Source organism: Variovorax sp. E3 (genome assembly GCF_016082275.1).
Classification (GTDB): domain Bacteria; phylum Pseudomonadota; class Gammaproteobacteria; order Burkholderiales; family Burkholderiaceae_C; genus Variovorax.
Genome location: NZ_MOWM01000023.1, coordinates 1 through 15,969 on the forward strand (window position 1 = coordinate 1; position 15,969 = coordinate 15,969).

Sequence of the window (15,969 nt, forward strand, 5' to 3'; positions counted from 1 at the left end):
GGCAAAGCCCGCGCGGTCGCCCGAGAACGGGCGGCAGGCCGAAGAGGGCGCGTCGGCCGGCGGCGGCGCCATCACGCGCATGGCGTGCCAGCTGGCCATCACGCCGGGCGTGAGCATGGCGTCGTGGCCGCCGACGATGGCCACGTCGATCCAGCCGCCGCGAATGGCGCGCATGGCTTCGCCGATGGCCACGGCCGAGGAGGCGCAGGCACAGGCGTAGGCAATGGCCGAGCCGCGCGCGCCGAAGTGCAGCGCCAGCTCCGCCACGGCGGCGTTGGGCATGACCGTGAGCACGGTGGTCGGGCGCATGCGGCGCTGTTCGCCGTAGAGCGCGCTGGTGGTGTTGTCGAAGGTGCCGGCGCCCGCCAGGCCGCAGCCCCAGAAGATGCCCAGGCGGTCGCGGTCGATGGTCTGCAGGTCGATCCTGGCTTCGGCGGCGGCGTCCTGCGCGGCGGCCAGTGCCATGGCGGTGCCGCGGTCCAGCGGCAGGCGGGAGGTGCTGCGCACGCCGTTCGAATCGAAGTCGCAGGCGGCAACGGCCAGCTGCATCGGGTCCATGCCCTTGATCTCGAGCGTTTGCGCGCGCACGGCCGAGCGGCCGGCGAACAGGGCCTCGTCGAAGGCTTCGACGGTGCGGCCGATGGGCGTGACGAAACCGAGGCCGCTCACGCGCACGGGAGCGGAGGCGGCGCGCGCTGCGGAAGCGGCGAGCACGGCGTGGGCGGCTCCGCTGCTCATGCGTGGGCTGCGACGGCTTGCGCGGGCTTGGCCGCGGCGCCGCTGCTTTCCGTGTCGATCACTTCGCACAGGCGCTGCAGCGTGATGCCGGCTTCGCGCGGGTCGAGGCGGTCTTCGGGAATGCGCAGGTGGAAGGCGTCTTCGACGGCGAAGACGAATTCCATCAGCGCGAGTGAATCGAGACCGAGGTCGGACAGCGCGGTGTCGGGCGAGATGGCCGAGCGCTCGACGCGGAAGTCGGTCTCCAGGATCGTCGCGATGCTGTTGAAGGTGGGGGAAGTGGAGTCGGAAGAAGACATGGGAATGCTTTCCTTTCAGGCGTGGAGGGGCAGGTCAGGCGTACAGCGGATGTTCGGGCATCGTGCCATGAGCCACCGCGTCGGCAAAGGACACTGTTTCACGCACCACCTGTTGACGGTCGTTATCGATTGTGATCATGTGGTAGCTGTTCGCGACCACCACCGTGCGGAAGGCGCGGCAACGCAGGCCGCGCGCCAGGATGTCGAGGTTGGCCACGCTGGCCACCTCGTCCTGCTGGGCATGCAGCGCGAGCACGTTGTCGCATTGCACGCTGTTGAGGTTGCGGCGCACATGGCGGATGAGCCGGTCGTGCTCGCGCAGATGGCCCACGCCGATCACCGAGCTGCCCGCGCGCGAGACCTTGCGGTGGCGCAGCTCGCGCTCGATCCAGGCGCGCACGCGTTCGTTCTTCACGCCGTAGGGCGGGCGTTCGCGGTATTGCCAGAGGCGCCCCAGCGGCGTGTAGAAGGCCAGCGGCAGCAGGAACTGCGTGCGCGGAATGGCCCAGCCGTCGAAGCGCAGCGTGGTCGACATGAGCACCAGCGCGTCGACGTCGCTGCCGCAGCGGATGGCCGCGCCCAGTGCGAGCGACGAGCCGGCCGAGATGCCGATCAGCATCACGCGGTCGTGCTGCGCGCGCAGCGCCTTGACCTGGGCCTGGATGGCATCGATCCAGCGTTCGAAGGGCGCGGCGCGCTGCAGGGGCGCGCTGGCATCGAACGAGTAACCCTCGATCGTCGTCGGGTGCACCGAGTAGCCGCGGCTGCGCAGCGCCGACTGCACGGTCAGCAACTCGTCAGGCGTGCTGCACAAACCATGCAGCAGGACCACGGCGGTGCGCTGCACCTCGTGAGGCACCACGCTCAACAGATCGGAGGGTTCGCGCGCACTCATCGTGTCGCGCCGGCCATGAAAATGGCCCTTGTTTCATATTGCTGTCGTATGCTCATGTTGCGTTTATCGCTGGAGCGACTGACCGGCTGCTGACCCGTCATTCGTAAGGGCAGATTACCCCAACCACTCAAACACCATGCGAATTCTGCTTGTCGAAGATGACGCCGTTCTGCGCGATGTCATGGTCCGCAGCCTTGCGGACGCGGGTCACCGGGTCGACGTGTCGACCAATGTCGAAGATGCCGACCACCTGTGGCGCGTGCAACCTTTCGATGCCGTGCTGCTCGACCTCAACCTGCCCGCCACCGCCAGCCCGACCAGCGGCCTGGCCAGCGGCCTCACCGCGTTGCGACAGGCGCGCGCGCGCGGCGACCGCACGCCGGTGCTGGTGCTGACCGCGCGCGGGCGCACCGAGGAGCGCATTGCAGGCCTGGATGCCGGCGCCGACGACTACCTGGGCAAGCCCTTCGACCTGGCAGAGGTCGAAGCCCGCCTGCGTGCGCTGGTGCGCCGCGCCAAGGGCACCGAAGACATCGTGGTGCTGGGCCAGCTCAAGCTCGACCGCAAGGCGCGCCGCTTCTCCACCACGGGCGGCCCGCTCGACCTGCCGGCGCGCGAGTTCGAGGTGCTGTGGGAGCTCATGAGCCCGCCGGGGCGCACGGTGAGCAAGCGTGCGCTGTCCGACAAGCTCTCCAGCTTCGACGAATCGCTCGGCGACAACGCACTCGAGGCCTTCATCTCGCGCCTGCGCAAGAAGCTGCAGGGTACCGGCGCGAGCATCCGCACCTTGCGCGGCATCGGCTACCTGCTCGAAGCCGAGGCGTGATCCGCGCGTGACCCGCGAGTCGACCGAACAACCGGCCCCGCAGCGCGCGCCTTCGCTCACGCGGCGCGTGCTGCGCAACGTGCTGGTGCCGCTGGCGCTCACGTGGATGGTCGGCGCCGTCATCGCGCTGGTCATTGCCAACTACTTCTCCGAGCAGGCCTTCGACCGCGGCATGCTCGACGACGCCTATGCGCTGTCGGCCAACGTGCAGGCCGGCGAGCGCGGCATCGAGCTGCTGCTGACGCCGCGCGAAGTGGCCACGGTGCTGTTCGACCAGGTCGACAAGGTGTACTTCGCGGTGCAGCGGCTCGACGGCACGCTCATTTCGGGCCAGGCGGGCCTGCATGCGTCGCTGCCGGTGGATGGTTCGCGCTACCGCTTTTCCGACGTCAACTACGAAGGCAGCGTGCTGCGCGCGGTGGTGCTCGAGCATGACGCCGAGCCCGACCTCAGCATGCCCTACCGCGTGATCATCGCGCAGACCACGCTGAGCCGGACCGCGCTGGTGCGGCAACTGCTCGGCTATGCACTGGCGCCGCAGATCCTGCTGCTGGTGCTGCTCGCGATCTGGCTCTGGTACGGCATTCGCAGCGACCTGCGTCCGCTCGCGGACCTGCAGCGCGCGCTCGACCGGCGCGACGTGCACGACCTCTCGCCGGTGGCGGTGGCGCAGACCTCGCGCGAGCTGCAGCGGCTGGGCGATGCGGTCAATTCGCTGTTCGAGCGGCTGGGCCAGAGCGTGCAGGCGCAGCGCGAGTTCGTGGGCAACGTGGCGCATGAGCTGCGCACGCCGCTGGCCGGCATTCGCGCGCTGGCCGAGTACGGGCTGGCGCAGCACGACACCAGCGTGTGGCGCGAGCAGCTCGTGCGCGTGTCCGAGCGGCAGGGGCGCGCGAGCCACCTGATCGACCAGCTGCTGGCGCTGGCGCTGGCCGAAGAGGCGCGCACCGAACTCAAGCGCGTGCCCGTGCGCCTCGATGTGCTGGCCGAGCAGACGGTGCTGCGCCACCTGGCGCGCGCCGATGCGCGCGGCGTCGACCTGGGTGCGCGCGGCCTCGACGACGGCGTGGTCGTGCATGCGAACGAAGCGCTGGTGGAGGGCATCCTCGACAACCTGATCGACAACGCGCTGCGCTACGGCGGGCACACCATCACGGTCGAACTGGCGGGCCGCACGCTGAGCGTGATCGACGACGGCCCGGGTATTCCGCTCGAAGCGCAGCGCGACCTGATGCAGCGCTGGTCGCAAGGGCCCGCCGGCGAGAAGCTGGGGCAGGGCTCGGGCCTGGGCCTGTCGATCGTGTCGCGCTATGCGGAGCTGCTGGGCGCCGAGTTGCGGCTCGAAGCCGCCGAGCCCACGGGCCTGCGCGTGAGCGTGGCCTTCGGCGAAGTCGCCTGAATCTGCTGCCGCGCGTTCACAGCGGCGTGCCTTGGTGGAACGCCATGCGCCAGCGGCCTGCGCGACAACGCCACAGCGAGCTGCGCAGCGACTGCGCGCCCGGCCTTTCGGGAATGGCTTCGCGGTGCACGTGGTAGGTGACGAGTGCCACGTCAGGCGCCATGCGCAGCACGCGAAAGTCGGTCATCGTCCGCTGCGAGAAAGCTTCTTCGCGCAACGCCTCGATGATCGCGGGCCGCGTCCACACGGTGCCTGAAACGCCGAGCTCATGGAAGTCGTCGTCGAGCAGTTCCTCGAGTCGCGCGGCGCTCGCGCGCACCTCGCGCAGATGCAGTGCGCCTTCGAGTTTCAGCAGCAGCGCGTCGAGGTCTTCGGCCGGCGCGGCTTCGTAGAGTTCGAGCGGCAGGCCGTCGGGGTCGGCGAAGAACGTGAAGTGGCGGCCCGTGTATTCGTCGGTGCGCAGCGGCTCCACCGCAATGCCTTGCGCGCCGAGTTCGTCGGCGGCCGCCTGCACGTCGTGCACCTCGAAGGACAGGTGCCGAAGGCCTTGCGCCTCGGGTCGCGTGGGGCGCGCGGGCGCATCGGGAAACGAGAACAACTCGACCTGCGAACCGTCGGGCAGCGCGAGGTCGAGCTTGTATGAATCGCGCGCGGCGCGGTAGTTTTCGGCAACGATGCGCAGGCCCAGCACCTCGGTGTAGAAGCGCTTCGACACCGCGTAGTCGGCGCAGATGATGGCGACGTGATGAATGCGTTGGAGCTGCATCGGAAGGCTCATTTCAGTGGCTTGCGCAGGAACACGCGGGTGCGTTGCGCGAGCACGAGGCGCTTGTATTCGACGTACCCGATGCGCTCGTAGAGCGCGCGGTTCTCGGTCATCTTCTCGTTGGTGAAAAGGTAGATCGAATCGTGGCCTTGCCGCAGCGCTTCGTGCTCGGCCAGCTCGAGCAGGGCGCGGCCCACGCCCGTGCCCTGGTGCCGTGGCCGCACCGCGATCACGTCGATCAGGAAGCCTTCGTCGGTGGTGTCGAGCACCAGCGCGGCAACGGTTTGCGCCTGCCGTGTCGCGACCCAGACCTGCGCACTGGCGATGGCCGCGCCGTAGTCCTTGGTCATCGGCAGCGGCGTGAGGCCCAGGCGCGGAATGTAGTGGCGAAAGGCTTCCACGGCGCATTCGGCGATGGCGGCGGCGTCGGCTGCATCGGCGCGCCGCAAGGTCCAGGGCGTGCCGCTCATGCGTCGAACTCCACCTCGCCTTCGATCTCGACCGGGATGTTGAACGGCAGCTCGGCCATGCCCACGGCGCTGCGCGAATGCGCGCCGATGTCGGGCCCGAAGAGTTCGAGGATGAGGTGGGAGAAGCCGTTGATCACGGCCGGTTGCCGGTCGAAGCCGGGCGCCGAAGCCACCATGCCGAACACGCGCGTCCACGCGGTGATGCGGTCCAGGTCGCCGAGCGCGCGCCGCAGGCTGCCGAGCATCGCAAGCGCGGTGAGCCGCGCCGCGGCATAGCCTTGCTCGACCGTGACTTCACGGCCCAGCTTGCCGAGCGGCGCGGCAATGGTGCCGTCGGCGTTGAGCGGGCCGTGGCCCGAGATCAACGCGCGCCGGTCAACCACGCGCACGAAGGCGAAGGGCAGCACGACGCCCGGTGGTGGCGTGACGGCGGGCGGCAGCACGAGGCCGAGCGCGGCGAGCTCGTGTTCGATGTGGTGGGCCATGCGGGAACGATGGGGGTGAAAGGAAGGGCTCAGGCGTTGGGATCGAAGTCTTCGTCGATCGCGAACTCGCCGCGCTCGAATGCGGCGATGACCTCGTTGGCCTCTTCGACGAAGGCCTGCGGCACGCGCAGGCTGGCACCGCCCAGCGCGATGCTCCACAGCATGTTGGTCTGCACCAGCTCCGCGTCGGCCACGGTGGCGGGAATGCCCGCGGCCTCGAGGCAGCCGCAGAGCATCTGCGCATCGGTGGGGGTGAAGCGGCGCGCGACGGTGACCATGTCGCCCTGGTAGGGCGCGGGGTCGCGGGGTGCTTCGGATGGCTCGGGCCGTGGCGACGGCGCGGTGATGCCGCGCCCGCGCAATTCGGCCGCGGCGATGCCGTGGGCCTGCTCGGTGAATGTGCCCGATGCGCAGCGGCGCACCAGTTCTTCGTCGCTCAGCATCGCGAGGCGCGCGGCCAGTGCCGAGGCTTCGTCGTTGCCGTTGTTGTCCATTGCCATGCGGTCTCCTTCCCGTATCGGATGAGGGCCGAGCGTACGGGCTCGCGGCCGCGCAGGCAAATCGGCCCACGCGCCTTGCCGCGCGTAGGCCGTGGGACCAGACTCAGGCCAGTGCCGGATAGTCCGTGTAGCCCTTGGCGCCGCCGCCGTACATGGTGGCCTTGTCGAGCTCGTTCAGCGGTGCGTTGTCGCGCAGGCGGCGCACGAGGTCGGGGTTCGAGATGAAGGGCTTGCCGAAGGCCACGAGGTCGTCGCCTTCCTTCAGCGCTTCTTCGGCCAGCGGCCTGTCGTAGCCGTTGTTGACCATCCATGCGCCCTTGCCGCCGGCTTCGCGGTACGCGGCCTCAGGGCTTCGTAGTCGAAGGGGCGGTCCTCGATTTCACGCGGGCCGCCGGTGGCGCCTTCGATGATGTGGATGTAGGCCAGGTCGAGTTGCGCGAGTTGCTTCACCACGTAGGTGAACAGCGGCTGCGGGTTGCTGTCGTGCACGTCGTTGGCGGGCGTGACGGGCGACAGGCGGATGCCGGTCTTGCCGCCGCCGATGGCGTCGACCACGGCGCGCGTGGCTTCCAGCAGCAGGCGGGCGCGGTTCTCGATGGAGCCGCCGTAGTCGTCGGTGCGCTTGTTGCTGCCGTCCTTCAGGAACTGGTCGAGCAGGTAGCCGTTGGCGCCGTGCACTTCCACGCCGTCGAAGCCGGCGGTTTCGACCGCGCTGCGCGCGGCCACTGCATAGGCGTGCACGATGCCGGGCAGTTCACCGGCGTCGAGCGCGCGCGGCTCGGAGGTCTCGACGAAGGTCGGCACGCCGTCCTTGATGAGCACGGTCTTGGTCTTGGCGGTGATGGCCGAGGGGGCCACGGGCTTGCCGCCATCGGGTTGCAGTTCGGTGTGCGAGACGCGGCCCACGTGCCACAGCTGCACCACGATCTTGCCGCCCTTGGCGTGCACGGCGTCGGTCACGCGCTTCCAGGCGTCGAGCTGCTCGGTGCCGTACAGGCCGGGCACGTCGGCGTAGCCCTGGCCCTGGTGGCTGATGGCGGTGGCTTCGGTGATCAGCAGGCCGGCACTGGCGCGCTGGGCGTAGTAGGTGGCGGCGATGTCGGGCGGAATGGCGTTGGGCGAGCGATTGCGCGTCAGCGGCGCCATCACGATGCGGTTGGCGAGCTTCAGGTCGCCGGCCTGGACGGGGTCGAATAGGGTGGACATCGTGCAATCGGAAGCAGAGTTGAAACAGGCGCAAGGCTAAGGCCCCGGCCTCAACCCTGCTGCCACACGGTTGTCCGGATTGATGCTAGGGGAGCAGCGCCAGCAATGCAGGGCTTGCGCGCACCGGCATGGCCAGCAGGATCTGCCCCATGCCCTTGCCCAGCGGGTCGTTGCGCAGCGACGCCATGCCGCCGCCGCCCAGCGCCTGCTCGCAGACGAAATTGAAGGCATCGATGCCCGGCACGTCGTAGCGCGTGACGCGGCCCTTGACGAGGTGCGCGAGCCACTCGGCCACGCGCGCCTCGGTGAGCTGTTCGCGCAGCAGCGGCAGCAGGGCGGGGTGGCGCGCGATGACGCCGATGTTCGAGGTGTCGCCCTTGTCGCCGCTGCGGGCCCAGGCCAGGTGAATCAGCGGGACCTCGACGGTGTCCGTGCCCTGCGCTGCCGTATCTGTTTGCGTGGCTCTGGCAGGTGAAGAGATGCGCAGGGCCGTCACCGCATGCGCTTCGGCGCGAGGAAGGTCGACGGCTTGTCCGTCGACAGTCACGCAAGCCTCCACCCGCGACTTGTCCAGCAGGAAGGCGTACTGCCGTATCGAAGGCGACACCGACGCGCGGCCGCCGCCCGCGCCCGTGGTGCCTGGCGCCCACGAGGTGCCGGCCGGTGCCACCTCGCGCGCGGACAGCTCCAGCGCGTCCTTGCGCGGGTGCGTCACGGCCAGGCGCAACACCGCCTCGCGCGTTGAAGGGCTTGTGCATGCGGTCCGTAGCAGGACTCCGCGCCCAGCACTTCGAGCTGCGTCGCGCTGTAGGGGCCGAAGCCTTGCTGCGCGAACAGCGCGGCGGTGCGCGCAAGGATCGCTTCGCCCGTGCGCCTGGCCTTGGCCACCGCGTCGAAGCCCACGATGGTGAGCTGCGCCGCCGTCTTGAAGCCGTCGACATAGGTCGCGCTGACCTTGTAGCTCGCGGTCGGCGCATGGCCGCGCGCGCCGTGCACGCGCACGCGGTGTTCGCCCGCCTGCTCGATGCGCACCTGCGTGAAGTCGGCCGTGACGTCGGGCAGCAGGTAGGCGGCCGGGTCGCCGATTTCATAGAGCATCTGCTCGCCCACCACGGCGGGCACGAGCTTGCCGCCGGTGCCCGCGGGCTTGGTCACGACGAAGCTGCCGTCGGCGCTGCATTCGACGATGGGGTAGCCGATGTTCGGCCAGTCGGGCACGGTGTCCCAGTCGGTGTGCAGGCCGCCGGTGGCCTGGCAGCCGCATTCGATGATGTGGCCCGCGAGGCTGCCGGCAGCGAGCAGGTCGAAGTCGTCGGCCTGCCATTCGAATTCGTGCATGAGCACGCCGAGCGTGACGGCCGAGTCGACGCAGCGACCCGTGATGACGACTTGCGCGCCCGCGTCGAGCGCGGCTTGTATGGGCCGCGCGCCGAGGTAGGCATTCGCGGTGAGCACGCGCTCGGGCAGTGCGGCGCCGCTCTGAAGCTCGCGCACGGGCGGCTGCGACTGGCGCAGCGCCGGGAGCAGGGCGGACACGTCGTCGCCGCTCACCACGGCGATCTTGAGTGCAATGCCTTGCTCGGCGGCGAGCGCGGCCAGTGCGTCGGCGCAGCCTTGCGGGTTCACGCCGCCCGCGTTGCTCACGACGCGGATGCCTTGTTGCACGACGTCTTTCAGCACGGCCTTCATCGCGATGGAAACGAAGTCGGTCGCATAGCCCAGCTCGGGCTTCTTGAGCCGCGCGCCGCAAGGATCGACATCGTGAGTTCGGCGAGGTAGTCGAACACGAGGTAGTCGATCTGCCCGCTTTGCACGAGCTGCGGCGCACCCACGCTGCTGTCGCCCCAGAAGCCGGAGGCGCCGCCGATGCGGACCACACGTTCACTGCTGTTGCTGCTCATCGGCCGCTCCACTGTGGCTTGCGTTTCTCGCGGAAGGCGAGCTGCCCTTCGGCCGCGTCTTCGGTCAGCGCGAAGAGGCCGATCTGGCTTTCGGTGAAGGCCATCGACTCCTCGAAGGCCATGGCCTCGATCTTCTTCATCGTGTAGAGACCGCGGCGGATGGCGGCAGGCGACTTGTCGAGCATGCGGCCGAGCAGCCAGTCGACGCTTTCGTCGACGTCGTCGCTCACGCGGTTCACGAGCCTGAGTTCGAGCGCCTGCGCGGCGGTGATGGGTTCGCCGGTGATGCACATCTCGGCCAGCACGCGGCGCGGCAGCAGGCCGCCGAGCACGCTCAAGACCTGCGCGGGAAAGAGGCCGACCTTCACCTCGGGCAGCCCGAACACGGCCTGGCTGCCGGCCACGGCCATGTCGCACATCGCCATGATCCCCATGCCGCCCGCCATGCAGGCGCCGTTGACGCGCGCGATCAGCGGCACGGTCGACTGGCGGGCCTGGCGGAACAGGTTGGCGAAGCCCTGGTAGGGCGCCGCGTAGTCGAACTTGAAGGCGGTGCCGCTCTGCAAATCGGCGCCCGCGCAGAAGGCGCGCGTGCCGGCGCCGGTGATGACCACGGCGCGCACGGCGGGGTCGTTGTTGGCGCGGGCGAGCGCATCGCCCAGGCCGGCGAGCACGGCGGCGCTGATGGCATTGCGGCGCTCTTCGCGGTCGATGGTGAGCCACATGACGGGCCCGCGCATTTCTTCGCGCAGTTCGCTGGTGGGGGGAGGGGTGTCGGGCATGGCGCGGGTTCCTTCGTCTTCAGCCTTCTGAAGTTCTGCCCGTAGCGTGACCCGAAAAAAAAGCCGCGGCATGCGGCTTGTGGCTGAAACGGGCCGGGTTTTCCCTGAAGGGTGCCCGGCCTGTTTCGGTCTTTTGAAGACTTCTGCTTGCTTCGTCTTACTTCAGCAGGCCTTCAGCCTTCATTGCTTCCTGAACCGCGGGGCGGGCGCCGACGCGTGCGTGCCAGGATTGCACGTTGGGGTAGCCGGAGATGTCGACGCCAGTCGCTTGCTCCAGTTGGTGACGGTGAACAGGTAGCCGTCGGCCACGCTGAAGGTGTCGCCCATCAGGTACTGCTTGCCGGCCAGTTCGCTGTCGAGCCACTTGAAGCGCGACGCCAGCTTGTCCTTGGCGATGGTCTTGGCTTCTTCGGGCATGGCCGGGTTGAACAGCGGGCTGAAGCCCTTGTGGATTTCGGTGCCGATGAAGGTCAGCCACTCCTGCAGGCGGTAGCGCGGCATGGTGCCGGCGGCCGGTGCCAGGTTCTTGGTGGGGACCAGGTCGGCGATGTATTGCAGGATGGCCGGGCCTTCGCGCAGGCGGGTGCCGTCGTCGAGTTCGAGCATCGGCACATAGCCCAGCGGGTTGATGCCGTAGTAGTCGGTGCCGTCTTGCAGCTTGTGGCTCTTGGTGCTGGCCAGCACGGGTTCGAAGGCCAGGCCGGCTTCGTGCATGGCGATGTGGGGGGAGAGCGAGCAGGCGCCGGGCGAGTAGTACAGCTTCATTCGAAATAACTCCAGTGGATTTGGCGAGGTGGCCAGATGTGATTTTTCTGGGAGACCGCTGCGCATGCTAGCGGGTTTGGCGGCATCGCGTTTTTGTCCTACGGCGCATGCGCGGGGCGACTATCGGGCGCCCGCGCGGCCGTTTCTAAGCTGCGTCGCACGGTGGGCAGGGGTCCGCCGACGAAGGAGTCTCGAATGTTGAAGTACGCGATCATCTTTGCCGTCATCTCGCTGGTGGCCGGCCTGCTGGGCTTCGGTGGCGTGGCCGCCGGCGCGGCGGGCATCGCCAAGTTGCTGTTCGGCCTGTTCCTGGTGCTGGCGGTGCTGTTCGTGGTGCTGGCCGCCCTGGGCGTGGGTGCTGTCAAGAAAGCGCTGGACTGACGATGCCGCGTGACAAACCCCGGTGGCTGCGGGCGCGGCCGCTGGGCTGGCTGCTGCAGAGTCCGGCGCATCGCGTGTTGCGGGTGCTGCTGGTGACGCAGGCGCACTGGCAGTTGCCCGAACACCGCTCGCGTCGACGACGCACCTGATCCGGAAAACCCATGCACATCTCCCACATCGACGCGCGGCTCGACTACGAGGTGGCCGGGCCGGCCCACCTGCTGCTCAACATCGAGGCGGCGCGCTCGGGCGCGCAGGCCGTGGTCAGCGAGGCGCTGAGCATCGAGCCGCCGACGGCGATGCAGGTGTTCTGCGACGAGTCGAGCGGCAACCGCTTCATCCGCTTCGATGCGGCGCCGGGCCCGCTCACGATCAGCTACAAGGCCACGGTGCAGCGCGCGCACCTGCTGGTGCCGCCCGACCTGCGCGAGGTGTCCGTGAGCGAGGTGCCCGACGAAGTGCTGCATTACATGATGCCGACACGCTACTGCGAGTCGGACCTGATGTCGCGTTGCGCGCAGCAGCTGTTCGGCGACCTGCCGCCGGGCATCGGCCGCGTGCAGGCGATCGTCGACTGGATCCACGAAAGCATTGCCTACGAGCCGGGCAGCAGCGACTCGACCACCACCGCGCGCGAAGTGTTCGTGGAACGTGCCGGCGTGTGCCGCGACTTCGCGCACCTGGGCATCACCTTCTGCCGCGCGCTCAACATCCCGGCGCGGCTGGTGGTGGGCTACGTGTGGTTCGACGAGCCGCCGCAAGACTTCCATGCCGTGTTCGAAGCCTGGCTCGGCGGCCAGTGGGTGCTGTTCGACGCCACGCGCATGGCGCCGGTCGACCGGCTGGTGCGCGTGGGCACCGGGCGCGACGCGAAGGACGTGGCCTTCTGCACGATCTTCGGCAACGTGCGCATGACCGACAAGAAGCTCATGGTCCGCGAACTGCAGGACGAAAGCCTGCAGCCGTCGAAGGCGCCGCCGCCCACGGGTGAACTGGTGGGCATCGAGAAGCCCGTGCCGGTGGTGCAAGTGGCGGAAGTGACGGGCTGACGTGGGTTGGTTGCTATTAAATATATAGCAAACTTTGAAGAAGCGGCGGGCCTTGGCGGGCGAATTGGCATGGCCCTCTAGCTTGTCCACACAATGGGCGCAGACGGGCACCGGCGATTAAAATTGGTGCCCCCTTTTGCGCCGCGCACGCGTCAGTTGTGCGCCCCCATTTTCAAATGCTGTACCCCGAAGAATTCGACGTGATCGTCGTCGGCGGTGGCCATGCCGGCACCGAAGCCGCGCTCGCCGCCGCGCGCATGGGCGCCAAGACGCTGCTGCTCTCCCACAACATCGAGACGCTGGGGCAGATGAGCTGCAACCCGTCGATCGGCGGTATCGGCAAGGGCCACCTCGTGAAAGAGGTCGACGCGCTGGGCGGCGCGATGGCCATTGCCACCGACGAGGCCGGCATCCAGTTTCGCATTCTCAATTCGAGCAAGGGCCCGGCCGTGCGTGCCACGCGCGCGCAGGCCGACCGTGTCTTGTACAAGGCGGCCATTCGCCATCGCCTGGAAAACCAGCCGAACCTGAGCCTGTTCCAGCAAGCGGTCGACGACCTGATGGTGGAGGGCGACCGCGTGGTCGGCGCCGTCACGCAGGTGGGCATTGCCTTTCGCGCGCGCACCGTGGTGCTCACGGCGGGGACTTTTCTGGACGGACGCATCCACGTCGGCCTCGACAACTACCAGGCCGGCCGCGCGGGCGACCCGCCGGCCGTCAGCCTGTCGGCACGCCTGAAGGAACTCAAGCTGCCGCAAGGCCGCCTGAAGACCGGCACGCCGCCGCGGCTCGACGGTCGCAGCATCGACTTTTCGAAGTGCACCGAGCAACCCGGCGACGGCATGCCCGGTGGGGCAGGGCCGATGCCGGTGTTCAGCTTCATGGGCCGCACGGACATGCATCCGAAGCAGATGGCCTGCTGGATCACCCACACCAACGCGCGCACGCACGACATCATTCGTTCGGGCTTCGACCGCAGCCCGATGTTCACCGGCAAGATCGACGGCGTGGGCCCGCGCTATTGCCCGAGCGTCGAAGACAAGATCAACCGCTTTGCCGACAAGGAAAGCCACCAGATCTTTCTCGAGCCCGAAGGCCTGACGACCAACGAGTACTACCCGAACGGGATCTCGACCAGCCTGCCGTTCGACATCCAGTACCAGCTGGTGCGGTCGATGCCGGGCCTGGAGAACGCGCACATCCTGCGTCCGGGCTACGCCATCGAGTACGACTACTTCGACCCGCGTGAACTCAAGAGCAGCTTCGAGACCCGCTCGGTCAAGGGCTTGTTCTTTGCAGGACAGATCAACGGCACGACCGGCTACGAAGAGGCGGCGGCCCAAGGCCTGTTCGCCGGCATCAACGCCGCGCTGCAGTGCCGGGGCGAAGACGCCTGGCTGCCGCGCCGCGATGAAGCCTACCTGGGTGTGCTGGTCGACGACCTGATCACCAAGGGCGTGACCGAGCCGTACCGCATGTTCACCAGCCGCGCGGAGTTTCGCCTGCAACTGCGGGAGGACAACGCCGACATGCGCCTGACCGAAGCAGGGCGCAAGCTGGGCCTGGTGGACGACGCGCGCTGGGATGCATTCAGCCGCAAGCGTGACAATGTTTCACGTGAAACAGAGCGACTCAAGTCGATCTGGGTGAACCCGCGCAACCTGCCTGCTTCGGAGTCGGAGCGGGTGCTGGGCAAGGCCATCGACCACGAATACAACCTGGCCGACCTGCTGCGCCGGCCCGACGTGAACTACGAAACGCTGATGTCGCTGGACGGTGGCAAGTACGGCGCACCCGCTGCGCTCAGCGAAACCGAGGTCGAGCAGATCGAGATCTCGGCCAAGTACTCGGGGTACATCGAACGCCAGCACGACGAAGTCGAGCGTGCGGCGCACTTCGAGAACCTGAAGCTCCCGGCTGATTTCGACTACGGGCAGGTCAAGGCGCTGAGTTTTGAAGTCCGCCAGAAGCTGGACAAGCACCGTCCGGAAACGCTGGGCCTGGCCTCGCGCATCTCCGGCGTCACGCCGGCTGCCATCTCGCTGTTGATGATTCACCTGCGCAAGGGCGGCCACAAGGCCTTCGCCCGCGACGCTGCGACCACGGAAGCATCTGCCGAATGACGGCGCCGATCGACACGCTGCGCGCAGGCGCAGCCGCCATGGGCGTTGCCCTGTCCGACGCCCAAGGCGAACAGCTGCTGGCCTACGGCACGCTGATGCTCAAGTGGAACAAGGTCTACAACCTCACGGCCCTGCGGGATCCGGCCAGCGTGCTGACGCACCACTTGCTCGACAGCCTGGCGGCCGTCGCACCGTTGCAGCGCGAGTGGGCAGGGAAGGGCAAGCTGCTCGACGTGGGCTCGGGCGGTGGTTTGCCCGGTGTGGTGATCGCCATCATGCGACCCGACATCGAGGTGAGTTGCCTGGACGCGGTCGCCAAGAAGGCTGCATTCGTGCAGCAAGTGGCCGCCGAACTGGAGCTGCCGAACCTTCGCGGGCTGCACGCCCGGGTCGAATCCCTGGCCGGCAGCTACGAAGTCATCAGCTCGCGTGCCTTCGCCTCGCTGCCTGATTTCTTCAACGGCTCGATGAATCTGCTCGCACCGGGCGGTGTCTGGCTGGCCATGAAGGGCAAGCTACCGACCGACGAACTCGCCGCCTTGCCTGCCGGCGTTGCAGTGTTTCACGTGGAACAACTGACGGTTCCGGGCCTGGATGCTGAGCGCTGCATCGTCTGGGCGCGCAAAGAGACCGCGTAAATACGCGAAAGAGACGGCGACCCCGGCAAAAGCCGGCGCCGGAACGGTCTTCACGGCGTCGTGCTCGCTTAGACTCGATGCCTCCCTCTGGTCTCTCTCTCCCGGCTCGCTTTTTCGAGGCAAAACCCATGTTCGGCATCGCTGACTACGGCGCATTCGTCGCCGCCATCGTCCTCTTCCTTTTGATTCCCGGTCCGGGCAACCTGGCGCTGATCACCTCGACCAGCAAAGGCGGAATCCGTGGCGGACTGGCAGCGACCACCGGCGTGATCCTTGGCGACCAGTGCCTGATGTGGGCAGCGGTGGCGGGCGTGTCGGCCGTGCTGGCTGCCTACCCGGCCGCATTCAAGGCGGTGCAGTGGCTCGGTGCCGTGTACCTGGGCTGGCTGGGCCTCAAGATGCTGCTGGCCAAGCCCGGCTCGGCGCCCATCCTGAACATCAAGCCCAGCCACTTCCTGCGCCAGGCCTTCACCATCACCCTGCTGAACCCCAAGGCGATCGTGTTCTACATGGCCTTCTTCCCGCTGTTCGTGGACCCCGCCCGTCACCAGGGCCTGGTCACTTTCGGCGCGATGGCGGTCACGATTGCCGCGCTGACCTTCCTGTACGGCCTGACCTCGACGCTGCTCACGCACTTCCTGGCCGAGCGCATCCGTGCCAATCCCCGCATTTCGAGCACCCTCGAAAAGCTCGCCGGCACCTTCCTGATCGCCTTCGGCATCAAGCTCGCGATTTCCCGCTGACCC

17 protein-coding genes and 3 pseudogenes are annotated in these 15,969 nt (G+C 68.1%); 8 read left to right on the forward strand and 12 right to left on the reverse strand.

Annotated elements, in window-relative coordinates; all coding sequences use genetic code 11:
• From BMG07_RS11005 to BMG07_RS11015, 3 genes are all read right to left on the reverse strand, one after another.
• A partial coding sequence (locus BMG07_RS11005; protein ID WP_269758850.1) for a beta-ketoacyl synthase N-terminal-like domain-containing protein occupies window positions 1–738 on the reverse strand: 738 nt, incomplete at its 3' end.
• Entirely contained in the window at window positions 735–1,037 is a 303-nt protein-coding gene (locus BMG07_RS11010; protein ID WP_198084604.1) for an acyl carrier protein, read from the reverse strand. The genes BMG07_RS11005 and BMG07_RS11010, both read right to left, overlap by 4 nt.
• 34 nt (window positions 1,038–1,071) lie before the next feature.
• The gene (locus BMG07_RS11015; RefSeq protein WP_198084605.1) at window positions 1,072–1,932 is read right to left on the reverse strand and encodes a carboxylesterase; all 861 of its coding nucleotides are present in this window, start codon (window positions 1,930–1,932) and stop codon (window positions 1,072–1,074) included.
• 136 nt (window positions 1,933–2,068) lie between these two features.
• On the opposite strand from BMG07_RS11015, the gene BMG07_RS11020 reads away from it, so the two are divergent.
• Together BMG07_RS11020 and BMG07_RS11025 are read left to right on the forward strand one after the other, a co-directional pair.
• Window positions 2,069–2,758 carry a response regulator transcription factor gene (locus tag BMG07_RS11020; protein WP_198084606.1) on the forward strand — a complete coding sequence of 230 codons (690 nt, stop codon included), beginning with the start codon at window positions 2,069–2,071 and terminating at the stop codon, window positions 2,756–2,758.
• Between the two features lie 7 nt (window positions 2,759–2,765).
• Entirely contained in the window at window positions 2,766–4,157 is a 1,392-nt protein-coding gene (locus BMG07_RS11025) for a sensor histidine kinase (protein ID WP_198084607.1), read from the forward strand.
• Window positions 4,158–4,173: 16 nt separating this feature from the next.
• On the opposite strand, the gene BMG07_RS11030 is transcribed toward BMG07_RS11025, so the two are convergent.
• The 9 genes and pseudogenes from BMG07_RS11030 to gstA all read right to left on the reverse strand — a co-directional run bounded on the left by BMG07_RS11030 (window position 4,174) and on the right by gstA (window position 11,032).
• The gene (locus BMG07_RS11030) at window positions 4,174–4,923 is read right to left on the reverse strand and encodes a VOC family protein (protein WP_198084608.1); all 750 of its coding nucleotides are present in this window, start codon (window positions 4,921–4,923) and stop codon (window positions 4,174–4,176) included.
• A gap of 8 nt (window positions 4,924–4,931) precedes the next feature.
• Window positions 4,932–5,393: an N-acetyltransferase gene (locus BMG07_RS11035; RefSeq protein WP_198084609.1), complete on the reverse strand. Its 462-nt coding sequence runs from the start codon at window positions 5,391–5,393 to the stop codon at window positions 4,932–4,934.
• Window positions 5,390–5,878: a RidA family protein gene (locus BMG07_RS11040; RefSeq protein ID WP_198084610.1), complete on the reverse strand. Its 489-nt coding sequence runs from the start codon at window positions 5,876–5,878 to the stop codon at window positions 5,390–5,392. Before BMG07_RS11040 ends, BMG07_RS11035 begins: the two co-directional genes overlap by 4 nt.
• Window positions 5,879–5,907: 29 nt before the next feature.
• Window positions 5,908–6,378, reverse strand: coding sequence for a DUF2007 domain-containing protein (locus tag BMG07_RS11045; protein WP_198084611.1), 471 nt, complete (start codon window positions 6,376–6,378; stop codon window positions 5,908–5,910).
• A 103-nt stretch (window positions 6,379–6,481) separates the two neighbouring features.
• A pseudogene (locus tag BMG07_RS11050) lies at window positions 6,482–7,584 on the reverse strand (alkene reductase).
• 85 nt (window positions 7,585–7,669) lie between these two features.
• Window positions 7,670–8,314, reverse strand: a complete 645-nt coding sequence (locus tag BMG07_RS44800; RefSeq protein WP_374221262.1) for a hypothetical protein — start codon at window positions 8,312–8,314, stop codon at window positions 7,670–7,672.
• Window positions 8,296–9,485: pseudogene (locus tag BMG07_RS11055) on the reverse strand (acyclic terpene utilization AtuA family protein). The gene BMG07_RS44800 and the pseudogene BMG07_RS11055 overlap by 19 nt, the downstream one beginning before the upstream one ends.
• Window positions 9,482–10,267 (reverse strand): enoyl-CoA hydratase/isomerase family protein, encoded by a 786-nt coding sequence (locus BMG07_RS11060; RefSeq protein WP_198084612.1) that lies wholly within the window; start codon window positions 10,265–10,267, stop codon window positions 9,482–9,484. Before BMG07_RS11060 ends, BMG07_RS11055 begins: the two are co-directional and overlap by 4 nt.
• A gap of 157 nt (window positions 10,268–10,424) precedes the next feature.
• Window positions 10,425–11,032, reverse strand: a pseudogene (gene gstA, locus BMG07_RS11065) (glutathione transferase GstA).
• Window positions 11,033–11,227: 195 nt separating this feature from the next.
• Here gstA and BMG07_RS11070 point away from each other — a divergent pair.
• The 6 genes from BMG07_RS11070 (at window position 11,228) to BMG07_RS11095 (ending at window position 15,966) form a co-directional block, all read left to right on the forward strand.
• Entirely contained in the window at window positions 11,228–11,413 is a 186-nt protein-coding gene (locus tag BMG07_RS11070; RefSeq protein WP_013538518.1) for a DUF1328 family protein, read from the forward strand.
• 2 nt (window positions 11,414–11,415) lie between these two features.
• Window positions 11,416–11,562, forward strand: coding sequence for a hypothetical protein (locus BMG07_RS11075; RefSeq protein WP_198084613.1), 147 nt, complete (start codon window positions 11,416–11,418; stop codon window positions 11,560–11,562).
• Between the two features lie 12 nt (window positions 11,563–11,574).
• Entirely contained in the window at window positions 11,575–12,462 is an 888-nt protein-coding gene (locus BMG07_RS11080) for a transglutaminase family protein (RefSeq protein ID WP_198084614.1), read from the forward strand.
• A gap of 176 nt (window positions 12,463–12,638) precedes the next feature.
• Window positions 12,639–14,585 (forward strand): tRNA uridine-5-carboxymethylaminomethyl(34) synthesis enzyme MnmG, encoded by a 1,947-nt coding sequence (mnmG, locus tag BMG07_RS11085; RefSeq protein ID WP_198084615.1) that lies wholly within the window; start codon window positions 12,639–12,641, stop codon window positions 14,583–14,585.
• The gene (rsmG, locus tag BMG07_RS11090) at window positions 14,582–15,223 is read left to right on the forward strand and encodes a 16S rRNA (guanine(527)-N(7))-methyltransferase RsmG (RefSeq protein ID WP_198084616.1); all 642 of its coding nucleotides are present in this window, start codon (window positions 14,582–14,584) and stop codon (window positions 15,221–15,223) included. Before mnmG ends, rsmG begins: the two co-directional genes overlap by 4 nt.
• Window positions 15,224–15,351: 128 nt before the next feature.
• On the forward strand, window positions 15,352–15,966 hold the full coding sequence (locus tag BMG07_RS11095; RefSeq protein ID WP_198084617.1) for a LysE family transporter: 615 nt from the start codon (window positions 15,352–15,354) through the stop codon (window positions 15,964–15,966).
• Window positions 15,967–15,969: the final 3 nt, after the last annotated feature.